The following is a 17,656-nucleotide window of genomic DNA, read 5'->3' as shown; positions in this document are numbered from 1 at the left end:
CCAGGGAGCGATCCGCCACTCAGCTCTGATCGAGTACCGCCAGGAGCTCGTCGTTGTAGAAGTCGTCGAAGGTGCACGCGCCCGACAGGGTCGAGAAGTACCGGTCGATCAGGTGCTGGTGACCGACCAGGCTCCGCAGCATTTCCGTCTGGCCCTCCGGCCTGAGTTCCGCCACGTTGAGCGCGCCCTGGTAGAAGGTGAGGAAGGTGTCGACCAGGTCGGTCTCGTACCGCTTCAGCGCCGCGTTGAGCGCGGCGTCGTCGTGCAGTCCGTCGCCGATGTGCCGGGTGAGCGACTGGGCCTGGATGAAGGCGTCCGTGATCCCACGGGCGGTGATGGAGTCCTTGTGGTGGGCCGCGTCGCCGAGCAGCACCCAGCCCGGCCCGTGGGCCTTGCGGAAGTAGTTCTCCTGGTGCCCGGTGCCGTAGAACTGCTCCACTCGCCGGCCCGCGGACAGCCGCTCGTACAACTCGGGAGTCGTCGTGCGGACGGCTTCGAGGAAGGCGTCCGCCACCCCGGTGCGGACTCTGGCGAACTCCTCCTGAGGGAAGTACGCCATGATCAGTTTGAGGTCGTCATTGGTGGGGATGACGCCGATCCAGCGCCCCGGTCGTTCGTACAGCTCGAAGTGCGCGGGGACGCCGGACCAGTAGGTGTAGTAGGTGCAGGTCATCCGAGGGTGCTGGATGATGTTGGGCGCGCCGGTCTTGCGGGCCACCAGGGATCGCATGCCGTCCGCGCCGACGACCAGCCGCGCGCGTTCCGTCGCCTCGGCGCCGCCGGGTGTCGTGTACCGCACCCCGACGACCCGGTCGTCCTCGAAGAGCAGGTCGTTGACCGTGCAGCCCTCCCGGAACTCGGCGCCGGATGCCACGGCACCGCGCGCGAGGATCGGGTCGAGCACGAACCGCCGGGGCGCGTACGTGGTCCGGTGGCCGTCCACCGGCAGGGAGAAGCCGTCCAGCCGGACTCCGGGGGCCTCGAAGCTCTGGTGGTCGATCGGGGTGCAGCCCGCGGTGCGCAGTTCGTCGAGCAGCCCCCAGTGGTCGAGCAGCGCCACGCCGGGCTGGTGGATGTAGTGCGAGGAAAGGGTGTCCTGCGGGAACCGCGCCTTCTCCAGGAGCAGGACCCGGTATCCCTGTCGCGCGAACAGCATGGCCGCCGGCGAACCCGCGCAACGCGCGCCTGTCACAACTACGTCGTACATGGCCCCCTCTTACTGCTGGGTTATCGCACCCGTGGATTCGATGTACGCGGAGATCGACGCCACCGTGGGATTGAGGAACATCTGGTCCATAGGGACTTCGACACCCAGTTCCTCGATGAGATGCCGCTGAATGGTGGCCATGATCACGGACTGGCCGCCCAGGGCGAAGAAATTGTCGTCGAGCGATATGTCGTCGCGCTGGAGTTCCCGGCACCAGATGGCGCGCACGCTTTCGGCAATCATCACAGCCCCTTCGTTCGTAATCAAGGTCCGTCGGCTATGACGTCCGCCCACTGCCGGCGTACTGCATTCTGAATTCCTCGGCCAGTGCCGCGCGGTCCGCTTTTCCATGCGGACTCAGGGGAATCCGCGCGATGTTGAGGCACCTGGCCGGAACCATGTTCCGCGGCAGACTCTCCAGGAGGCGGGCGCGTAGGTCGTGCTCCGCGAGTTCGTGCCCCGCAGGGACGACGAACGCGATCAGTTCGGCCTCGCCGGAGTCGGTGCGGGCGACGATGACGGCGGCCTGCCGGACCCCGGGCAGTCTGCCGAGCGCACGCTCGACGTCGGCGGGGTCGATGCGCATGCCCCGCACCTTCACCTGCGCGTCCATCCGGCCGGCGACGACGAGGTCACCAGCCTCGTTCACGTGGCCGCGGTCGCCCGTACGGTACAGCCTGCGCGGCGTGCCGTCGTCGGCCAGGACGGTCGTGAACCGCTCGGACTCGGGACCCGTGCCGTTGAGGTAGCCGGCGCCGACGCCGGTCCCGGAGATGCAGATCTCGCCGTACTCCCCCGCCCCGACACTTCGCATCCGCTCGTCGAGGATGTGGATGTCGGTGTTGAAGAGCGGCCTGCCGACGGGTGCGATGTCGTGTCCGGCGGACCAGTGGCCGGCCAGGTCGTACGACGTCGCGACGTCCGTGCACTCGGCGACGCCGTACTGGTGCAGGAGCGTGCAGGTGTTCCCCTCGCGTCGCGCCCAGTCCGCGATCCGCTCGGCGTGCAGCGGCTCGCCGCCGAACAGGACGTGGTCGAGCCGGGCGAGCGCATCACCGCCGCGCGCGGTCTCCCAGTCCACCAGCAGGTACAGCGTGCTGGAAGCGCAGTGCACGATACGTATCCCGTGCTCGGTCAGCATGCGGTAGGCCATCGCGGCGTCGAAGTTTCGACTCGCCATCAGGTACTGGGTGGCGCCGCAGAACAGGGGCGTCATCAGGCTGCGCTGGGAGAGGTCGAACCCGAACGCGCTGACGACCAGGTTGTGCGAACCGGAGTGCAGCCCGCACTCGGTCGTCAGCCAGTTCAACAGGTTGTACCAGCCCTCGTGGCGTACGGCGGTCACCTTCGGCATACCGGTCGATCCCGAGGTGAAGACCGCGTAGCACACGTCGTCGCCGGTGACCGGCACGTCGGGAGCGGCCGTGGAGAGCCCCGCGAGGCGACCGGACAGCTCCTCGAACCCGACGACCTCGGCACTCGCCGAGCCGACGAGGCCGGCCGTCGCCGGCGAGGCCACGATCAGGCCGAGCCCGGGGACCTGCCCCAGCAGCACCCGGAGCCTTCCCGCGGGGTAGGACGGGTCGAACGGCACATACGCCGCGCCCGCCTTCAGTGTGCCGAGGACGGCGACGACCATGTCGATCGAGTAGTCGAGGCAGACGCCGACCTTCGCGCCCCGGCCGTACCCGCGCCCGATGAGGAAGCGCGCGAACCGGTTGGCCTGCGCGTCCAGTTCTCCGTAGGTCACCCGCCGTCCGGCACAGACCGCGGCGACGGCGTCGGGGGCCGCCCTGGCATGCGCCTCGAACCGGTTGTGGACGACGGGCGTCGAGGGCAGGGCCACCCGCTTTCCCGCAAGGATCATCAGCTGACTCCGATGTGACGGGTGTCCGGTCGGGCGCGTCACCTGGCCGCCGCCCGGCACAGGCACCACTCGGCGAGGTGCTCTAGGCGGGATGCCGGTCGGCGGCGGCGAGCACCTGGCTCACCCATGTGGCGACAGGAAGGCCGTGTGCGGCGGCCACTCTCGAATAGTGGTCCAGTTGGCCTACGGACAGTTCGATCGTGAGCGTGGCGACCCCGCGGAGCTCCGCGGCGCCTCTCGGTTCGTCCGGCGCGTCCCGCTCGTCAAGCCGGCAGGCTTGGTGCCCGTCGTCGCCGACGGGGGAACGCTGCTCGGCCAGGCCGGCCCGGACCGCTCTGCGGAGTTCGTTGCGCGACCACTTCTGCTGTTCGGCCCGGCGCAGCCAGTAGTCCTGCTCGGGCGGCGACAGCCGGGTCACCTCGGCGTGGTGGGCGAAGCTGAGACCGTCCCGCCTGCGCCGGTGCTCGAAGCGCCGGGCCACCCAGGCGTAGTTGCGCAGTGTCTGGTGGTCGAGCCCCGTCCTGTCGATCGCCTCGCGGTAGCGCCGCACGCCGTAGGCGGTCTCCCCGAAGATCAACCAGTCGGCGAGCCACCACACCGAGGAGTCCGCCAGCTCGCGCAGGCCCTCTCCGATGCGCTCCCACGACCGCTGCGAAAGGTCCTGCGGGAACGTCATCCCCGACTTCCGCACCTGCGCCCGGTACCCCGCGAAGGGCAGCACCGCATCGCGCTGTACGTCGCCTGCATCACCGTGCCGGTCCACCGCGGTGCTCAGTCCGCCGCCATGGCCTCCCGCAGGCTCCTGGGGCGCAGGTCGGTCCAGTTCCGTTCGACGTACTCCAGGCACTCGGCTCTGGCCGCCTCGCCGAAAACCACTCGCCAGCCCGCGGGCACATCGGCGAACACCGGCCACAGGGAATGCTGCTCCTCGTCGTTGACCACGACGAAGAAACGGCCGTTCTCGTCGTCGAAGGGGTTCGTGCTCACTGGCACCGTCCTTTACCGTCTCGGGCTGATGCGGGAGGGGGAAACAGGGCCACACGGAATGAGAAATCACCGGGACCGGGCAGGTTCGCCGATCGGCGCTGTCCTGTCGACGGGACACCCGGCATCCGCAGGCCCTCTGGAACGCCGATCCCACGGTAGGGGACCGCAGGACCGGGCCGTCAATGCCGCAACGGCGAATGAATCACGGAACTCGGGCCTTCCATCGGGACCTGTATCCGTCTGAAGTTCTGTGCCACCATGGCCGATCAGCGGCCCGCGAATGCATCGGCGCTAATTCGGGTCCGGTCGGACTTCTTCCGCCGAGGCGTCCGAGCACGCACGGCCGATATACACGTCGGCATACACGTTGGCACATACACGTTGGCAGAAATCCCATCGACGGACCTGCGACTGGTGATCAATGGATTTTGAGTCGGAATCCGAGTACGAGTCGGGGCCGGACGACGACACCCGGCGGCTGCTGTTGCGGCACATGCTGGTGTCGAGAGGCATCGACGAGGAAGCCCACCAGCTCCAGAAGCAGGGCGCACTCGACCTCTGGCCGTCCTGCCAAGGGCAGGAGGCGGCGCAGGTCGGCTCCGCCCTCGCCGTGGGACCCGAGCCGACCGTGTTCCCCAGTTACCGTGAGCACGCGGTCGCGCTCCTGCGGGGTGTCACGGCGGTCGAGTTGTTCGCGCAGTGGGCGGGCCGGACGTACTGCGGGTGGGACCCGCACCGCATGCGGTTCTTCCCCTACACCCTCGTCCTCGCCGCACAGACGCTGCACGCCGTCGGCTACTCGGTCGGACAACGGCTGCAGGGCCGCGAGGACCTGGTCGTCGTGTACGTGGGCGACGGCGCCACCAGCGAGGGCGACATGTCGGAGGCGATGAATCTCGCCGCCGTCGAGTCCGCATCCGTGCTGTTCGTCTGTCAGAACAACGGCTGGGCCATCTCGAAGCCGGCCGCGGAACAGATGCGCACCTCGGTGGCCGAGCGGGCCAGGGGGTTCGGCATCGAGTCCGCGTGGGTGCGGGGCCGGGATCCGGAATCGGTCTTCTCCGCCTGCTCCCGGGCCGTCGCCCGGGTCCGCGCGGAGCGGGCGCCCTTCCTCGTCGAGATCCAGGTGGGGCGTATCAACGGTCACTCGACCTCCGACGCCCAGGAGGTGTACCGCAGCCGCGACGACATCAGGCGGACCAGGGCCGCGGACCCGGTGGCGGCCTATGCCGCCCGGCTGAGCGACCTGGGCGTCGTGGACACCGCGTGGCTCGATGCCGTGGACAGGGAACTGCGTGAGCTGCGCGAGCAGTTGATCAAGGAGTACGCGTGCTGAGTGGGGTACCGTGCGCCGGCCTGGCGGAGTCGATCAACGCGACCCTCGCCGACCTGCTCGACAAGGATCCGAGACTGTTGCTGCTCGGTGAGGACATCGGACGCCTGGGCGGGGTGTTCCGGGTGACCCGGGGCCTGCGCGAACGCTTCGGCGAGGACAGGGTGCGCGACTCGCTGCTGGCCGAGTCCACCATCGTCGGCCAGGCCGTCGGCATGGCGCTTAGCGGGCTGGTGCCGGTCTGCGAGATCCAGTTCGACGGGTTCACCTATCCCGCGGTGAACCAACTGGTGACCCAGGCGGCGCGCGTCGGTGGCCGGTGGAACGGGCAGGTCAGCCCCAGCCTGGTGGTCCGCATACCGACCGGCGGCGGGTTCCGGGGCGTCGAGCACCACAGCGAGTCGAACGAGGCGCTCTTCGCCCGCTTCCCCGGGATCTCGGTGGCCTGTCCGTCCACCGGCGAGGACGCCGACCAGATCCTGAGGCACGCGGTGACCCTCGGCTCGCCCGTGGTCGTGTACGAACCGATCCGCTTGTATTTCCGGCGGAGTTCACCCGTCCGGGACCCCGAGCCGCCGAGGTCGCCGACGGCGGCCCGGATCGTACGGCGCGGCAGGGACCTGACGATCGCCACGTTCGGCGCCATCGCCCACGAGGTGCTGGAAGCGGCCCACGCGCTCGCCCCCGATGTCGACGTCGAGGTGGTGGACCTGCGCTGGGTGGCTCCGCTCGACATGGAGACCGTGCTGGGCTCCGTCGCCCGCACCGGCCGGCTGCTGGTCGTGCACGAGGGGGTCAAGGACGTCGGCATCGGTGCGGAGATCGCCGCCTCGGTCGCCGAGTACGGCTTCGACACGCTGCGCGGCCCGGTGCGCCGGCTGGCGCCCGGCCGCCGCGCGTACCCCCCGGCGAATCTCGAGAAGGACTACCTGATCGATGTACAGGAGATCAAGGACGAGGTGCTGGTGATGACGAAGTGAGCGACTCCGCCGTGGACATGTGCGTTCCCGGCTTCGGGCACGGTCTCGGCGAGGCCCTGCTCATCGAGTGGGTCGCCGGTGTCGGCGACCACGTCGAGCGGGGGGATGTCGTCGCGGTCGTCGAGACCGACAAAGCGAGCACGGAGATCGTGGCGGAGCGCGGCGGCCGGGTCACGGCCCTCGCCGCGCAGGCCGGCGCGATCCTGCGGTCCGGTGAGGTGCTGTACCGGCTGGCCGCCGACCAGCCGCCGCGCACCCCCGGCATCCAGGGATCCAGTCATGGGGACGGGGAACGAACATGAGCGATGTCGAAAGCCGTATCGCGGACGTCATGCTGGCCAAACTGCGCGAGCGCGAGCCCTCCCTGGGCCCCGCCGACCTCGCCCGCCCGGTCGCCGACTTCGACCTCGACTCCCTCGACCTCGTCGAGCTGCACCAGCAGCTGGAACGTGAACTGCAGGTCAAAGGGGACCTGAGGGAGACGGCGGGCTTCGCGTTCCTCAGCGATTTCAGCGCCTATTTCGTGAAGTTGGCGAGCCAGGGATGAGCGCGGGCATCGTCGACATCGCCGCCGCGAAACCAGGCCCGAGGATCGGCAACGACCATTTCGCGTCGATCGGTCTCACGGACGAGTGGATCCGGCGCCGCAGCGGTATCTCCGCTCGTTCCTGGCTGCCGGAGGAGACCCCGCTGGCGGAGGTGGCGGCGGAGGCCTGCGCGCCGATCGTGACCAGGATGGACGACCCTTCGTCGGTCGACGCCCTGATCGTCGTCAGCACCTCGTCGCGGCAGCGCATCCCGGGGATCGCACCGAAGGTGGCGCAACTCGCCGGTCTCGGGCCCGCGTTGCTCGCCCTCGACATGAACGCGGCCTGCTGCGGCTTCGTGTACGGCCTGGTCACCGGGGTCTCGCTCTGCGAGGCCGGCCAGGCGCGGTCGGTCCTGGTGTGCTCGGTGGAGGCCATGTCCCGGATGGTGGACCGCACGGACCGGCAGACGGCGTGCCTCTTCGGCGACGGGTCGGCGGCCGTGCTGGTGCAGGACCGTGCCGATTTCGCGGGCTTCCGCCAGACCTCCGGATGCGACGGCGCCCAAGAGGCGCTCATGCGGGAGACCGACGCGGGCGGCATCCGTCTGGACGGGATGCAGGTGTACGACCGCGCCGTGCGCCGGATGTCGGAGTCGGCGCAGTACCTGTTCGACCACGGTCCGGCGCCGACCGTCCTGGTCGGCCACCAGGCCAACGGACGCATCCTGGAACAGGTCCGCGGTTTCGCCTCCCCTCTCGGCGTGCCCTTCGTCAACCGGATCGAGAACTCCGGGAACACGTCGTCCGCCTCCATACCGCTGGCGTTCGCCGAGGAGTTGCACGCCGGCTCGCTGCCTCGCTCGGGACGGCTCGGAGCCGTGGCATACGGAGCGGGCGAAGCCTGGGGCGCCGTCTCGCTCGACTACCGGGTGCCGTCCGCCGCGGCCTCCTGACCGCGTCCGACGCCCGCTCGAACACAGGAGGTTGTCATCTACTCGACGGAGGCCTGGGTTCTGCGGTCCGGTGCCACGACCGGACCGCACGCGGGCGGACCCGGCGGCGCGTTGCGCCGTGACCGGTTCGTCTTCGGCCCGCTGGAGAAGGGCGAGGCGCTGGTGGAGCCGATCCTAGGCTCCTGGGAGGCCAACATGGACCATGCGCTGGCCCGTTCACCGATCGACGTGTGCAGCAGTCGAGGCGAGGACGCGGTGGTCCTCGGCAACCTCGGCGTGGTGCGCGTGCTCAAGGTCCACCCGGAGAGCGGGCGCGCCCAGGTCGGGGAAGGGGATCTGTGCCTGCTCCTGCCGTTCGGCAAGCTGGACCGCTTCGACTACGCCGAACTGGCCTACGCGTACGACTGCCCCCGCACCATCGGCCTGCTGGCCAGACGCTCGAAGATGGACGCACGGCTGCTCCTGCCGATCCCCGAGGCGACGGCGTACTCACTGCCGCAGTGGGCCGCGTACGGGCGGTACTTCACTGCCTGGGACAACTGGAGCAAGGCGTACGGGTGCTGGCGCACTCAGGTCGCCGACGACGATCCCGCCAACCACCTGGTGTTCGGGTGGGGCGGCGGCGTGGCCTTCGCCGAGCTGATGCTGGCCAAGCGGGCCGGATTCCGCGTGGCGATGGCAGCGGGATCGGACGAGCGTGTGGCCTTCCTCCGCGGCCACGGCATCACCCCGGTGGACCGCCGCCGGTTTCCCGACCTCTCGCTGCCCACCCGGCAGGAACGGACCGACCGGGACCGCCACCGGCGGCGCCGTGCATCCGTCGGGGCCTTTCTCGACACGGTCAAAGACCTGAGCGACGGCCACGGCGTCGCGATCTTCGTGGACAACATCGGGGAGCCCCTGTACGACGTCACCCTCAACGCCCTGGCCCGGGAGGGGGTCGTCGCCACGTGCGGCTGGAAGGCGGGCATGCGCCTGTCGCATCTGCGGGGAGCCGAGTCCATCGCCCGGCACATCCACGTGAACACACACGTGTGGCGGCTGCCCGACTCCCCGCGTATCCGGGACTTCATGGAGACCGACGGCTGGATGACACCCGAGGGGTCGACCGTCGTCTACGACTTCGACCGGGTACCCGACCTGGCCGACGACTACGCGAACGGAAAGATCGGATCGTACTTCCCGATGTACCGCGTCAACCCGCTCTGACCGAAGAGCAGGACGACACCGTCCGCCTCCCCGTGACACACGACTGACAAGAAGCTGTCACACACGGTCCGGAATGCGGGTTCGTCCGCCCCCGTTCTGACTGGCATGGCTGTTGCAGAGCCTCGCCCGACGAAAGAGGACGCATGACGACTGAGGCCACCACGACGGATCTCCAGGTCTTCACCGAGAGCTGGCAGGACTGGCAGCGGACGCAGGAGGCCCGGATCTCCGCTCCGCACGGGTTCCTGGCCGTCACCGGTCTGCACTGGCTCGACCACCGGCCGCAGCGCTTCCCCGACGCCCCGGGGGCCTGGCGCACCGGCCCGGACGGGGTCGCCGTCGTCCTGGACGACGGCGAGGAGCTGGTCGTCGACGGGACGCCGGTGCGGGGTGAGCTCCGCTTCGGTGTGCTTGCCGAACGCAGCGGTGTCGAAGCGGTCTGGGGCGACGCGGTCATCGAGGTCGCCAAGCGCGGCGGGAACGACATCGTGCGCCCCCGGCACCCGGACGCTCCGCTGCGCACCGCCTTCACCGGAACCCCCGCCTACGCCCCCGACCCGCGCTGGGTCGTGGCAGGCCGGTACGTCCCCTTCGACGAGCCGCGGCCGACCACGGTGGGCGCCGCGGTGGAGGGCCTTGAGCACGTCTACGACGCCCCGGGCCGGATCGAGTTCGAGCTGGCGGGGCGGCACCTGTCCCTGACCGCGTTCCCCGGACACGGTCCGGGCGCGCTGATGGTGCTGTTCACGGACGCGACCTCCGGGGTCACCACCTACGCCGCCAACCGGTCCCTGTCCGTCGGACCGCCCGCCGCCGACGGCACGGTGGTCCTGGACTTCAACCGCGCGGCGAACCTGCCGTGCGCCTACACGGACCTGGCCACCTGCCCGCTGCCACCGGCCGAGAACCGGCTGCCGGTGGCGGTCGAGGCCGGGCAGAGGATCCCGCGCGAGCGCGGCGGTTCCTGACCCCGACGGCAGGGCCGTGCAGGCAGGTGGCGGGTCCGGTGCGGCCGACATCGGCGGAGGACTGAGCGCTCCGCGGAAGCGCGCCCCCTGCGGGGCGCCTCAGGACGGGCGGCCGGCCTGCCACAGGTCGCGGAGCAGGGCGATCTCGGCCATGTGGTGGATGACTTCGAGGTTGGTGTCCTGCAGCACGTCGACGAAGAGGTCGTCGGGATCGGAGCCGTACGGGTACCGGGAGAAGCCGACGGTGTCGAGCTGCTCGTCGGTGACCTCGGCGACGCTGTCGCGCCACCGGTCCGCGTCCGCCCAGAACCGGTCGAGGGCCACGGCCGCGACGGGCGTGAAGTCGACCAGTTGCGCGGGGTCCCGCCGCCGGTCGCCGAAGGTCCACTCCCAGCGGCCGACGAGGCCCGAGTGCAGGTGCCCGAGCCGCCAGGCGATGGTGGTGACCGCGCTCCGGTCGGGCTCCGGCGGGCCGGTGCGGGCGAGGATCTCCTCGACCCGCTCGACGCCGACGCTCCAGTCGTCGGCGATCTTGGCGACGCTCATGCCGGCGGCGGCCTGCCGGGCCACCTCGGCGTACTCGCTCGCGGGGATGTCGGGCGCGCCTTTGTCGAGCACCCAGTCACCAGGACCGTACGCCCTGGGTGTCGTCGCCTCACCGCGCCGCCGGATCGACCAGGAGCCGGGCACCGGCTCCCACAGGTACTCCTCGTCGCCGAGGTCCGTCAGACGTACCTGTGCCCGCTCCCTCGCGGTGTCGAACTGGTCGAGCAGCAAGCCCAGTCGACCGGTCCCCATGCCTGGTCCCCCTCGCGGTAGTCCGTCCCGTCACGCGTCGGGCGGAGCGTAGTCACTCCCCCGCGGGACGCGCGACGCAATTCCGGAGCTCGGGAGGAGACCGCGAGCCGTCAGCTGTCGTAGTCGACCGTCAGCGACTCGGAGACCGGGTAGGACTGGCAGGTGAGGACGTACCCGGCGGCGACCTCGGCGGGCTCAAGGGCGTAGTTCCGGCGCATGTCCGCCTCGCCGTCCGTGATGCGCGCGCGGCAGGTCCCGCAGACGCCTCCCTTGCAGGCGAAGGGGAGGTCGGGGCGGATGCGGGCGGCGGAGTCGAGGATGCTGCGCTCACGCGGGAGGCGGGCGGTCGTGGAGCGGCCGTCCAGGGTGACGGTGACCTCGCTGGCCGGGCCGGTCGCCGCCGCCTCCTCGTGGCGGACGGGCTCGATCGGCTCGTCGGCGAAGAACAGCTCCTGGTGGATCCGGCCGGCCGGAACGCCCAGTCCGGCGAGCACCTTCTGCGCGTCGAGGACCATGCCGTGCGGGCCGCACAGCCACCAGTGGTCGGCGCCCCCGACGTCGACCAGGCCGTCGACGAGCGCGCCGAGGCGGTCGCCGTCGAGGCGGCCGGAGAGGAGTTCGGCCTCCCGGGGCTCGCGGGAGAGGACGTGGGCGAGATGGAAGCGGGTGCGGTACTCGTCCTTCAGGTCGGCGAGTTCGTCGGCGAACATCACGGTGTCGGTGCGGCGGTTGCCGTAGAACAGCGTCACCGTCGAGCGGTCGTCGGCGGCGAGGACCGACTCGGCGATGGACATCATCGGGGTGATGCCCGAGCCAGCGGCGATGAGCACGTGGTGGCCGGGGACCGTGAGGTCGGGGGTGAAGGCTCCGGTGGGGGCCATCACCTCGACGGTGTCGCCCGGGCGCACCTCGTGGACCAGCCAGGACGAGAAGAGTCCGCCGGGCACCTCGCGGACGCCGATGCGCGGCGCGGTGCCGGCCGGCGAGCAGATCGAGTAGGAGCGCCGCTCGTCGCGCCCGTCGACCTCGCGGCGGAGGGTGAGCGACTGGCCGGGGCCGAACGCGAACTCCTCCGCCAGGGCCGGGGGGATGTCGAAGGTGACCGCGACGGCGTCCTCGCACAGGGGCTGGACGGCGGCGACGCGCAGGGGGTGGAAGGCAGGGCGGCGCCGGCGTGCTGTCGTCGCGGGGGCACCGGCGGTCGGTGCCGTCAGCTCTGCCATCAGATCTCCTTGACGTACTCGAACGGCTCCCGGCAGCTGAGGCAGCGCCACAGCGCCTTGCAGGAGGTGGCCGCGAACCGGGAGGTCTCCTCGGTGGCGGCCGATCCGCAGCGGGGACACGGAACCGTGCGCCGGGTCGGCGACAGGTCCAGCGGGACGGGACCCGCGGGGCGCCGGGGCGCGGTGTGGGGCGGTGCGATGCCGTGGTCGGCGAGTTTGCGGCGGCCTTCGGGGGTGATCCAGTCGCTGGTCCAGGGCGGGTCGAGGACCGTGCGGATCTCCACGCGGCGGAAGCCGGCGGACCGCAGCCGGGCGGCGACCCCGGCGCGCATCTCGGCCATGGCGGGGCACCCGGAGTAGGTCGGGGTGAGGTCGGCGACCACCGTGCCGTCGGGCTCGACGGTGACGTCCCGCAGTACGCCGAGGTCGGCGAGGGTGAGCATGGGGAGTTCCGGGTCGGGCACCTGTTCGGCGATGTGCCGGGCCCGCCGGGCGTCGGCCAGGACGGTCACCATGTCGCCTCCGGGTGGGCGCGGGCCACGCTCTGCAACTCGGCGAGGAGCGGGGCCAGATGGCCGGTGTGCTCGCCTTCGCGCCCCTGGCCGGGCAGCGGCGGGGCGCTCGGCATGGGGAGTCCGGCGGCGTCGAGGACCTGGTGGAGGTCGGCCAGCACCGCGTCGCGCACGTCGTGGGCGGCGAACAGCTCCTCCCAGTAGGGCGCCTGCGCCTCCAGGGCGGTCAGCATCCGGGCACGGGACTCCTCCGTGCCGTCGCCGAGGCGTACGACCCACTCGGCGGCGTACTGCCGGTGGTAGGTGAGCTCCTTGACGCCCTTGGCCGCGATCGCCGCGAGCACCGGGTCGGGTGCGGAGGCCAGTCCGGTGAAGTGGGCGAGCCGCCAGCTCGCGAACACCAGGAGCCGCAGGACGGAGAACGCGAAGTCGCCGTTGGGGAGTTCGGCGAGGCGTACGTTGCGGAAGTCGGCGGCGTCCCGGAAGTAGGCGTAGGCGTCCTCCGTGCGGCCGGTGCCGTCGGTCTGGCCGGCGCGGGAGTAGAGCAGGCGGGTCTGGCCCAGCAGGTCGAGGCCGATGTTGGCCAGGGCCACCTCCTCCTCCAGCTCGGGGGCGCGGGTGACCCATTCGGCGAGCCGCTGGGCGAGCACCAGGGCGTCGTCGCCGAGCGCCAGGCAGCGGGCGGCCAGTGCGGCGGCGTCGACGCCCTCGGGCACGGAGGTGTCGACGCCGTACAGCGGGTCCTCGAAGCCGGTGCCGAAGGCCCAGCGGGCGTCGCTGTCGTCGTGGCCCTCGGCCAGGCTCAGGTAGACGTGGTCGTCGCTCATCACCGGCTCCTAGATGTGCGGGACATCGTCGGGGATGTCGTAGAAGGTCGGGTGGCGGTAGACCTTGTCGGCGCTGGGGTCGAAGAAGGGGTCCTTCTCGTCCCGGCTGGAGGCGGCGATGTGCTCGGAGCGCACGGCCCAGATGCTGACGCCCTCGTTGCGCCGGGTGTACAGGTCGCGGGCGTGGGTGAGGGCCATCTGGTCGTCGGCCGCGTGCAGCGAGCCGACGTGGACGTGGTTGAGGCCGCGCTTGCCGCGGATGAAGATCTCGTACAGGGGCCAGTTCCCGGTGTCGCTCATGCCACTGCCTCCTCGCGGGCTCGGGCGGCCTGCTTGGCGGCGTGGGCGCCGGCGGCGGCACGCACCCAGGCGCCTTCCTCGTGGGCGGCCCGCCGGCGCTCGACGCGCTCCGCGTTGCACGGGCCGTTGCCGCTGATGACTTCCTTCAGCTCGGAGAAGTCGGGGGTGCCGAAGTCGTGGTGGCCGCGCTCCTCGTTCCAGCGCAGCTCGGGGTCGGGCAGGGTGACGCCGAGCCGGGCCGCCTGCGGCACGGTCATGTCGACGAAGCGCCGGCGCAGTTCGTCGTTGCTGTGCCGCTTGATCTTCCAGGCCATCGACCGGGCGGAGTTGGGCGAGTCGTCGTCGGGCGGGCCGAACATCATCAGGGAGGGCCACCACCAGCGGTCCACGGCGTCCTGGACCATCTCCCGCTGGGCGTCGGTGCCGCGCATCATGGTCATCAGCAGTTCGTAGCCCTGGCGCTGGTGGAAGGACTCCTCCTTGCAGATCCGCACCATCGCGCGCGCGTAGGGGCCGTACGAGCTGCGGCACAGCGGCACCTGGTTGCAGATGGCCGCGCCGTCCACGAACCAGCCGATGACGCCGACGTCCGCGTAGCTGAGCGTCGGGTAGTTGAAGATGGACGAGTACTTCTGGCGGCCTTCGATCAGGCGCTCGGTGAGGTCCGCGCGGTCGGCGCCCAGGGTCTCGGCGGCCGAGTACAGGTACAGGCCGTGGCCGGCCTCGTCCTGGACCTTGGCGAACAGGATCGCCTTGCGGCGCAGCGAGGGCGCCCTGGTGATCCACTCGCCTTCCGGCTGCATGCCGATGATCTCCGAGTGCGCGTGCTGGGCGATCTGCCGGATCAGCGTCCTGCGATAGCCCTCCGGCATCCAGTCGCGCGGCTCGATCCGCTGGTCACGCGAGATCGTCGCCTCGAAGTGGGACTCCAGATCGGGCCCGGCGTCCGTTCCGGCCGCTTCAGTCATCTCCACCAACTCCCAACCGACCATTCGTTCGGTTCATCATAAGGGCCGCCCTCCCCCGTCTGGCAAGGGCCTACGCCGATCAGTACCCGCAGCGGCCCGGACGGATCCCGCCGGGGCCGGTCAGGAGCAGCGGCCCGGGGCCCCGCTCCGGCCGCTCGCAGACCCGGGGGAGCTCTCCTGGACCGGCAGGATGCTGCCGTACGACAGCGAGGTGGTCACACCCGCTCCACGAGGAGTGCGACGCCCTGGCCCACGCCGACGCAGAGTGTGGCCAGGCCGTGGCGGCCGTTCTCGCGTTCGAGGCGGCCGAGCAGGGTGAGCAGGATGCGGGCGCCGGAGCAGCCGAGCGGATGGCCGAGGGCGATGGCGCCGCCGTCGGCGTTGACCTTGTCCTCGTCGAGCCCGAGGCGGCGGATCACCGCCAGGGCCTGGGCGGCGAACGCCTCGTTGAGCTCCACGGCGTCCAGGTCGGCGGCCTGCCGGCCGGCGCGGGCCAGGACCTTCTCGGTGGCGGGGACCGGACCCAGGCCCATGAGGTCGGGCCGGACACCCGCCGAGGCCGAGGCGACGATCCGGGCGCGCGGGGTGAGGCCGTACCGCCGCACCGCCTGGGCGCTCGCGACCACGAGGGCGGCGGCGCCGTCGGACAGGGGCGAGGAGGAGCCCGCCGTGACGATGCCGTCCGCGCGGAAGACGGTGCGCAGGGAGCCCAGCTTCTCCAGGGTGGTGGAGGGGCGGGGGCCCTCGTCCCGGGTGACCTCGCCGTCGCGCACCGGTACGGGGACGATCTCGCGGTCGAAGCGGCCCGCCTCCTGGGCGGCCACCGCCCGCCGGTGGCTGCGCAGGGCGAAGGCGTCGGAGTCGGCACGGGTGATGCCGTCCAGGGCGGCGACCTCTTCCGCGGTCTCGCCCATGGACAGCGTGACCCTGACCGCCTCGGGTCCGGCGTCCGCGGGCACCTCGCGGTCGGCGGCGGTGAAGCGCGGGTTGGTGAACCGCCAGCCCAGGGCGGTGTCGTACACCTGTCCCGGCTTGGCCCACGGGGTGCCGGGCTTCTCCATGACCCAGGGCGCCCGGGTCATGGACTCCACTCCCCCGGCGACCACGAGGTCCGCCTCGCCGGCGCGGATCGCCTGGGCGGCCGAGGCGACGGCCGTGAGGCCGGAGGCGCACAGGCGGTTGACGGTGTAGCCGGGCACGGTGTGCGGCAGCCCGGCGAGCAGCACCGCCATCCGGGCCACGTCCCGGTTGTCCTCGCCCGCCTGGTTGGCGGCTCCCAGGACGACCTCGTCCACGGCTTCGCCGGGGACGCCGGAGCGCCGGACGGCCTCGCCTACGACGAGGGCGGCGAGGTCGTCGGGGCGGACGGCGGCCAGGGCACCGCCGTAGCGGCCCTGCGGGGTGCGGGCCCCGTCGATCAGGTAGACGTCGGGCATCGGGCGGTCTCCTCGGCTTCGGGGTGCACGCTCCGCCGTGGCCGCGGGACGGCGCGACGGCCGGTGGCGTAGGGGTGTCGGACAGGGCCGCGCGGGCGCTTCCGCGGCCTGCGCACCACCCCTTGACATGCAGGTGTGTTGCTGGATTACTTGACCACGCCGCACGCTAACCGAATGTTCGGTCGGTTCACAAGGTGGTGGAAATGACGACCCAGGTACCCGGGACGACGCCTGGCCCCGTCGAGACGATGTTCGCCGCGGACGAGGCGTCCCGGCGGCTCGGGATCGAGTTGCTGGAGCACGGCGAGGGGACGGCCGTGCTGCGGATGACCGTGACCGCCTCGCAGGTCAACGGGCACCGCATCGCCCACGGCGGGCATGTCTTCCTGCTCGCCGACACGGCCTTCGCCTGCGCCTGCAACAGCCACGGGCCGGTCACCGTCGCCGCCGGGGCCGACATCGACTTCGTCGCGCCCGCCTACGAGGGCGACGTGCTGGTCGCCACCGCGCGGGAGCGCGTCCGGTTCGGCCGCAGCGGTGTCTACGACGTGAGTGTCGTGCGCGGCGACGAGGTGATCGCGGAGTTCCGCGGCCGTAGTCGCACCCTCCGCACGCAGAACGAGGAGCCGCAATGAGCAGCGAAGTGATCGCGCCCGAGCCGAGGGGCACCCGCAGGGGGGAGCCGCTCCCCGAGGCCCTGCTCGACGAGGCCGAGCGGATGTCCCGCGAGGAGGTCCGGGCGCTCCAGCTCACCAGGCTGCGCACGACGCTGCGGCACGCGTACGACGACGTGGAGCTGTACCGGAAGAAGTTCGACGCGGCCGGCGTGGGTCCGGACGACTGCCGCACCCTCGCGGACCTCGCCCGCTTCCCCTTCACGACCAAGGTGGACCTGCGCGACACCTACCCCTTCGGCATGTTCGCGGTGCCGATGTCCGAGGTGCGGCGCGTGCACGCGTCCAGCGGTACCACCGGCCGGCCCACCGTGGTCGGCTACACCGACAACGACCTGTCCATGTGGGCGGACGTCGTGGCCCGTTCCATCCGGGCCGCCGGTGGCCGCCCGGGGCACAAGGTCCATGTCTCCTACGGCTACGGCCTGTTCACCGGCGGCCTGGGCGCCCACTACGGCGCCGAACGCGCCGGCTGCACGGTGATTCCCGCCTCCGGCGGCATGACCGCGCGCCAGGTGCAGATCATCCAGGACTTCCGGCCCGAGATCATCATGGTCACGCCGTCCTACATGCTGACCCTGCTGGACGAGTTCGAGCGCCAGGGCGTCGACCCCCGCTCCACCTCCCTGGAGGTCGGCATCTTCGGCGCGGAGCCGTGGACGGAGGAGATGCGCCGCGAGATCGAGGAGCGCCTGGACATCCACGCGGTCGACATCTACGGGCTGTCCGAGGTCATCGGCCCGGGGGTCGCGCAGGAGTGCGTGGAGACCAAGGACGGGCTGCACGTCTGGGAGGACCACTTCTACCCGGAGGTCGTGGATCCGCTGACCGACGAGGCGCTGGCGGAGGGCGAGAGCGGCGAACTGGTCTTCACCTCGCTGACCA

The 17,656-nt window shown here is 71.3% G+C and carries 21 protein-coding genes; 9 read left to right on the top strand and 12 right to left on the bottom strand.

Annotation, left to right across the window (positions count from 1 at the left end; all coding sequences use genetic code 11):
* Nucleotides 1-19: 19 nt before the first annotated feature.
* From AB0D74_RS19120 to AB0D74_RS19100, 5 genes are all read right to left on the bottom strand, one after another.
* Nucleotides 20-1,207: an NAD(P)/FAD-dependent oxidoreductase gene (locus AB0D74_RS19120; protein WP_362587702.1), complete on the bottom strand. Its 1,188-nt coding sequence runs from the start codon at nt 1,205-1,207 to the stop codon at nt 20-22.
* Between the two features lie 9 nt (nt 1,208-1,216).
* The gene (locus AB0D74_RS19115; RefSeq protein ID WP_362587699.1) at nt 1,217-1,450 is read right to left on the bottom strand and encodes an acyl carrier protein; all 234 of its coding nucleotides are present in this window, start codon (nt 1,448-1,450) and stop codon (nt 1,217-1,219) included.
* A gap of 34 nt (nt 1,451-1,484) precedes the next feature.
* Nucleotides 1,485-3,074 (bottom strand): amino acid adenylation domain-containing protein, encoded by a 1,590-nt coding sequence (locus AB0D74_RS19110; RefSeq protein ID WP_362587697.1) that lies wholly within the window; start codon nt 3,072-3,074, stop codon nt 1,485-1,487.
* An 82-nt stretch (nt 3,075-3,156) separates the two neighbouring features.
* Entirely contained in the window at nt 3,157-3,750 is a 594-nt protein-coding gene (locus tag AB0D74_RS19105) for an LmbU family transcriptional regulator (RefSeq protein WP_362587694.1), read from the bottom strand.
* A 95-nt stretch (nt 3,751-3,845) separates the two neighbouring features.
* The gene (locus AB0D74_RS19100; protein WP_362587691.1) at nt 3,846-4,061 is read right to left on the bottom strand and encodes an MbtH family protein; all 216 of its coding nucleotides are present in this window, start codon (nt 4,059-4,061) and stop codon (nt 3,846-3,848) included.
* A gap of 421 nt (nt 4,062-4,482) precedes the next feature.
* On the opposite strand from AB0D74_RS19100, the gene AB0D74_RS19095 reads away from it, so the two are divergent.
* The 7 genes from AB0D74_RS19095 (at nt 4,483) to AB0D74_RS19065 (ending at nt 10,033) form a co-directional block, all read left to right on the top strand.
* Nucleotides 4,483-5,397 (top strand): thiamine pyrophosphate-dependent enzyme, encoded by a 915-nt coding sequence (locus AB0D74_RS19095; RefSeq protein ID WP_362587688.1) that lies wholly within the window; start codon nt 4,483-4,485, stop codon nt 5,395-5,397.
* Entirely contained in the window at nt 5,391-6,374 is a 984-nt protein-coding gene (locus tag AB0D74_RS19090; RefSeq protein WP_362587686.1) for a transketolase C-terminal domain-containing protein, read from the top strand. Before AB0D74_RS19095 ends, AB0D74_RS19090 begins: the two co-directional genes overlap by 7 nt.
* On the top strand, nt 6,371-6,676 hold the full coding sequence (locus tag AB0D74_RS19085) for a lipoyl domain-containing protein (RefSeq protein ID WP_362587683.1): 306 nt from the start codon (nt 6,371-6,373) through the stop codon (nt 6,674-6,676). Before AB0D74_RS19090 ends, AB0D74_RS19085 begins: the two co-directional genes overlap by 4 nt.
* Complete coding sequence (locus AB0D74_RS19080; protein WP_362587680.1) at nt 6,673-6,921, top strand: acyl carrier protein; 249 nt, start codon at nt 6,673-6,675, stop codon at nt 6,919-6,921. Before AB0D74_RS19085 ends, AB0D74_RS19080 begins: the two co-directional genes overlap by 4 nt.
* Nucleotides 6,918-7,856 (top strand): ketoacyl-ACP synthase III, encoded by a 939-nt coding sequence (locus tag AB0D74_RS19075; RefSeq protein WP_362587677.1) that lies wholly within the window; start codon nt 6,918-6,920, stop codon nt 7,854-7,856. The genes AB0D74_RS19080 and AB0D74_RS19075 overlap by 4 nt, the downstream gene beginning before the upstream one ends.
* 111 nt (nt 7,857-7,967) lie before the next feature.
* Nucleotides 7,968-9,065 carry a zinc-binding alcohol dehydrogenase family protein gene (locus AB0D74_RS19070; RefSeq protein ID WP_362587674.1) on the top strand — a complete coding sequence of 366 codons (1,098 nt, stop codon included), beginning with the start codon at nt 7,968-7,970 and terminating at the stop codon, nt 9,063-9,065.
* A 143-nt stretch (nt 9,066-9,208) separates the two neighbouring features.
* Nucleotides 9,209-10,033 carry a DUF1684 domain-containing protein gene (locus AB0D74_RS19065; protein WP_362587671.1) on the top strand — a complete coding sequence of 275 codons (825 nt, stop codon included), beginning with the start codon at nt 9,209-9,211 and terminating at the stop codon, nt 10,031-10,033.
* A gap of 99 nt (nt 10,034-10,132) precedes the next feature.
* On the opposite strand, the gene AB0D74_RS19060 is transcribed toward AB0D74_RS19065, so the two are convergent.
* The 7 genes from AB0D74_RS19060 to AB0D74_RS19030 all read right to left on the bottom strand — a co-directional run bounded on the left by AB0D74_RS19060 (nt 10,133) and on the right by AB0D74_RS19030 (nt 16,097).
* A complete protein-coding gene (locus AB0D74_RS19060) occupies nt 10,133-10,831 on the bottom strand; it encodes a DinB family protein (protein WP_362587668.1) in 699 nt (232 codons plus the stop codon).
* Between the two features lie 110 nt (nt 10,832-10,941).
* Nucleotides 10,942-12,054: a 1,2-phenylacetyl-CoA epoxidase subunit PaaE gene (gene paaE, locus AB0D74_RS19055; RefSeq protein ID WP_362587665.1), complete on the bottom strand. Its 1,113-nt coding sequence runs from the start codon at nt 12,052-12,054 to the stop codon at nt 10,942-10,944.
* A complete protein-coding gene (gene paaD / locus AB0D74_RS19050) occupies nt 12,054-12,569 on the bottom strand; it encodes a 1,2-phenylacetyl-CoA epoxidase subunit PaaD (RefSeq protein WP_362587662.1) in 516 nt (171 codons plus the stop codon). Before paaD ends, paaE begins: the two co-directional genes overlap by 1 nt.
* The gene (gene paaC, locus AB0D74_RS19045; protein ID WP_362587659.1) at nt 12,563-13,393 is read right to left on the bottom strand and encodes a 1,2-phenylacetyl-CoA epoxidase subunit PaaC; all 831 of its coding nucleotides are present in this window, start codon (nt 13,391-13,393) and stop codon (nt 12,563-12,565) included. The genes paaD and paaC overlap by 7 nt, the downstream gene beginning before the upstream one ends.
* A 9-nt stretch (nt 13,394-13,402) precedes the next feature.
* Nucleotides 13,403-13,693 (bottom strand): 1,2-phenylacetyl-CoA epoxidase subunit PaaB, encoded by a 291-nt coding sequence (gene paaB / locus AB0D74_RS19040; protein ID WP_362587656.1) that lies wholly within the window; start codon nt 13,691-13,693, stop codon nt 13,403-13,405.
* Nucleotides 13,690-14,661, bottom strand: coding sequence for a 1,2-phenylacetyl-CoA epoxidase subunit PaaA (paaA, locus tag AB0D74_RS19035; RefSeq protein ID WP_362587653.1), 972 nt, complete (start codon nt 14,659-14,661; stop codon nt 13,690-13,692). Before paaA ends, paaB begins: the two co-directional genes overlap by 4 nt.
* Before the next feature lie 215 nt (nt 14,662-14,876).
* Nucleotides 14,877-16,097 carry an acetyl-CoA C-acyltransferase gene (locus AB0D74_RS19030; RefSeq protein ID WP_362587650.1) on the bottom strand — a complete coding sequence of 407 codons (1,221 nt, stop codon included), beginning with the start codon at nt 16,095-16,097 and terminating at the stop codon, nt 14,877-14,879.
* 203 nt (nt 16,098-16,300) lie between these two features.
* On the opposite strand from AB0D74_RS19030, the gene paaI reads away from it, so the two are divergent.
* Both paaI and AB0D74_RS19020 read left to right on the top strand, forming a co-directional pair.
* A complete protein-coding gene (gene paaI, locus AB0D74_RS19025; protein ID WP_217555826.1) occupies nt 16,301-16,732 on the top strand; it encodes a hydroxyphenylacetyl-CoA thioesterase PaaI in 432 nt (143 codons plus the stop codon).
* A partial coding sequence (locus AB0D74_RS19020; RefSeq protein WP_362587646.1) for an AMP-binding protein occupies nt 16,729-17,656 on the top strand: 928 nt, incomplete at its 3' end. The genes paaI and AB0D74_RS19020, both read left to right, overlap by 4 nt.

Source organism: Streptomyces sp. NPDC048278 (assembly GCF_040652195.1).
Classification (GTDB): Bacteria; Actinomycetota; Actinomycetes; order Streptomycetales; family Streptomycetaceae; genus Streptomyces.
The sequence above is the reverse complement of the archived record's forward strand: the minus strand, read 5'-3'. Positions and strand labels throughout refer to the sequence as shown.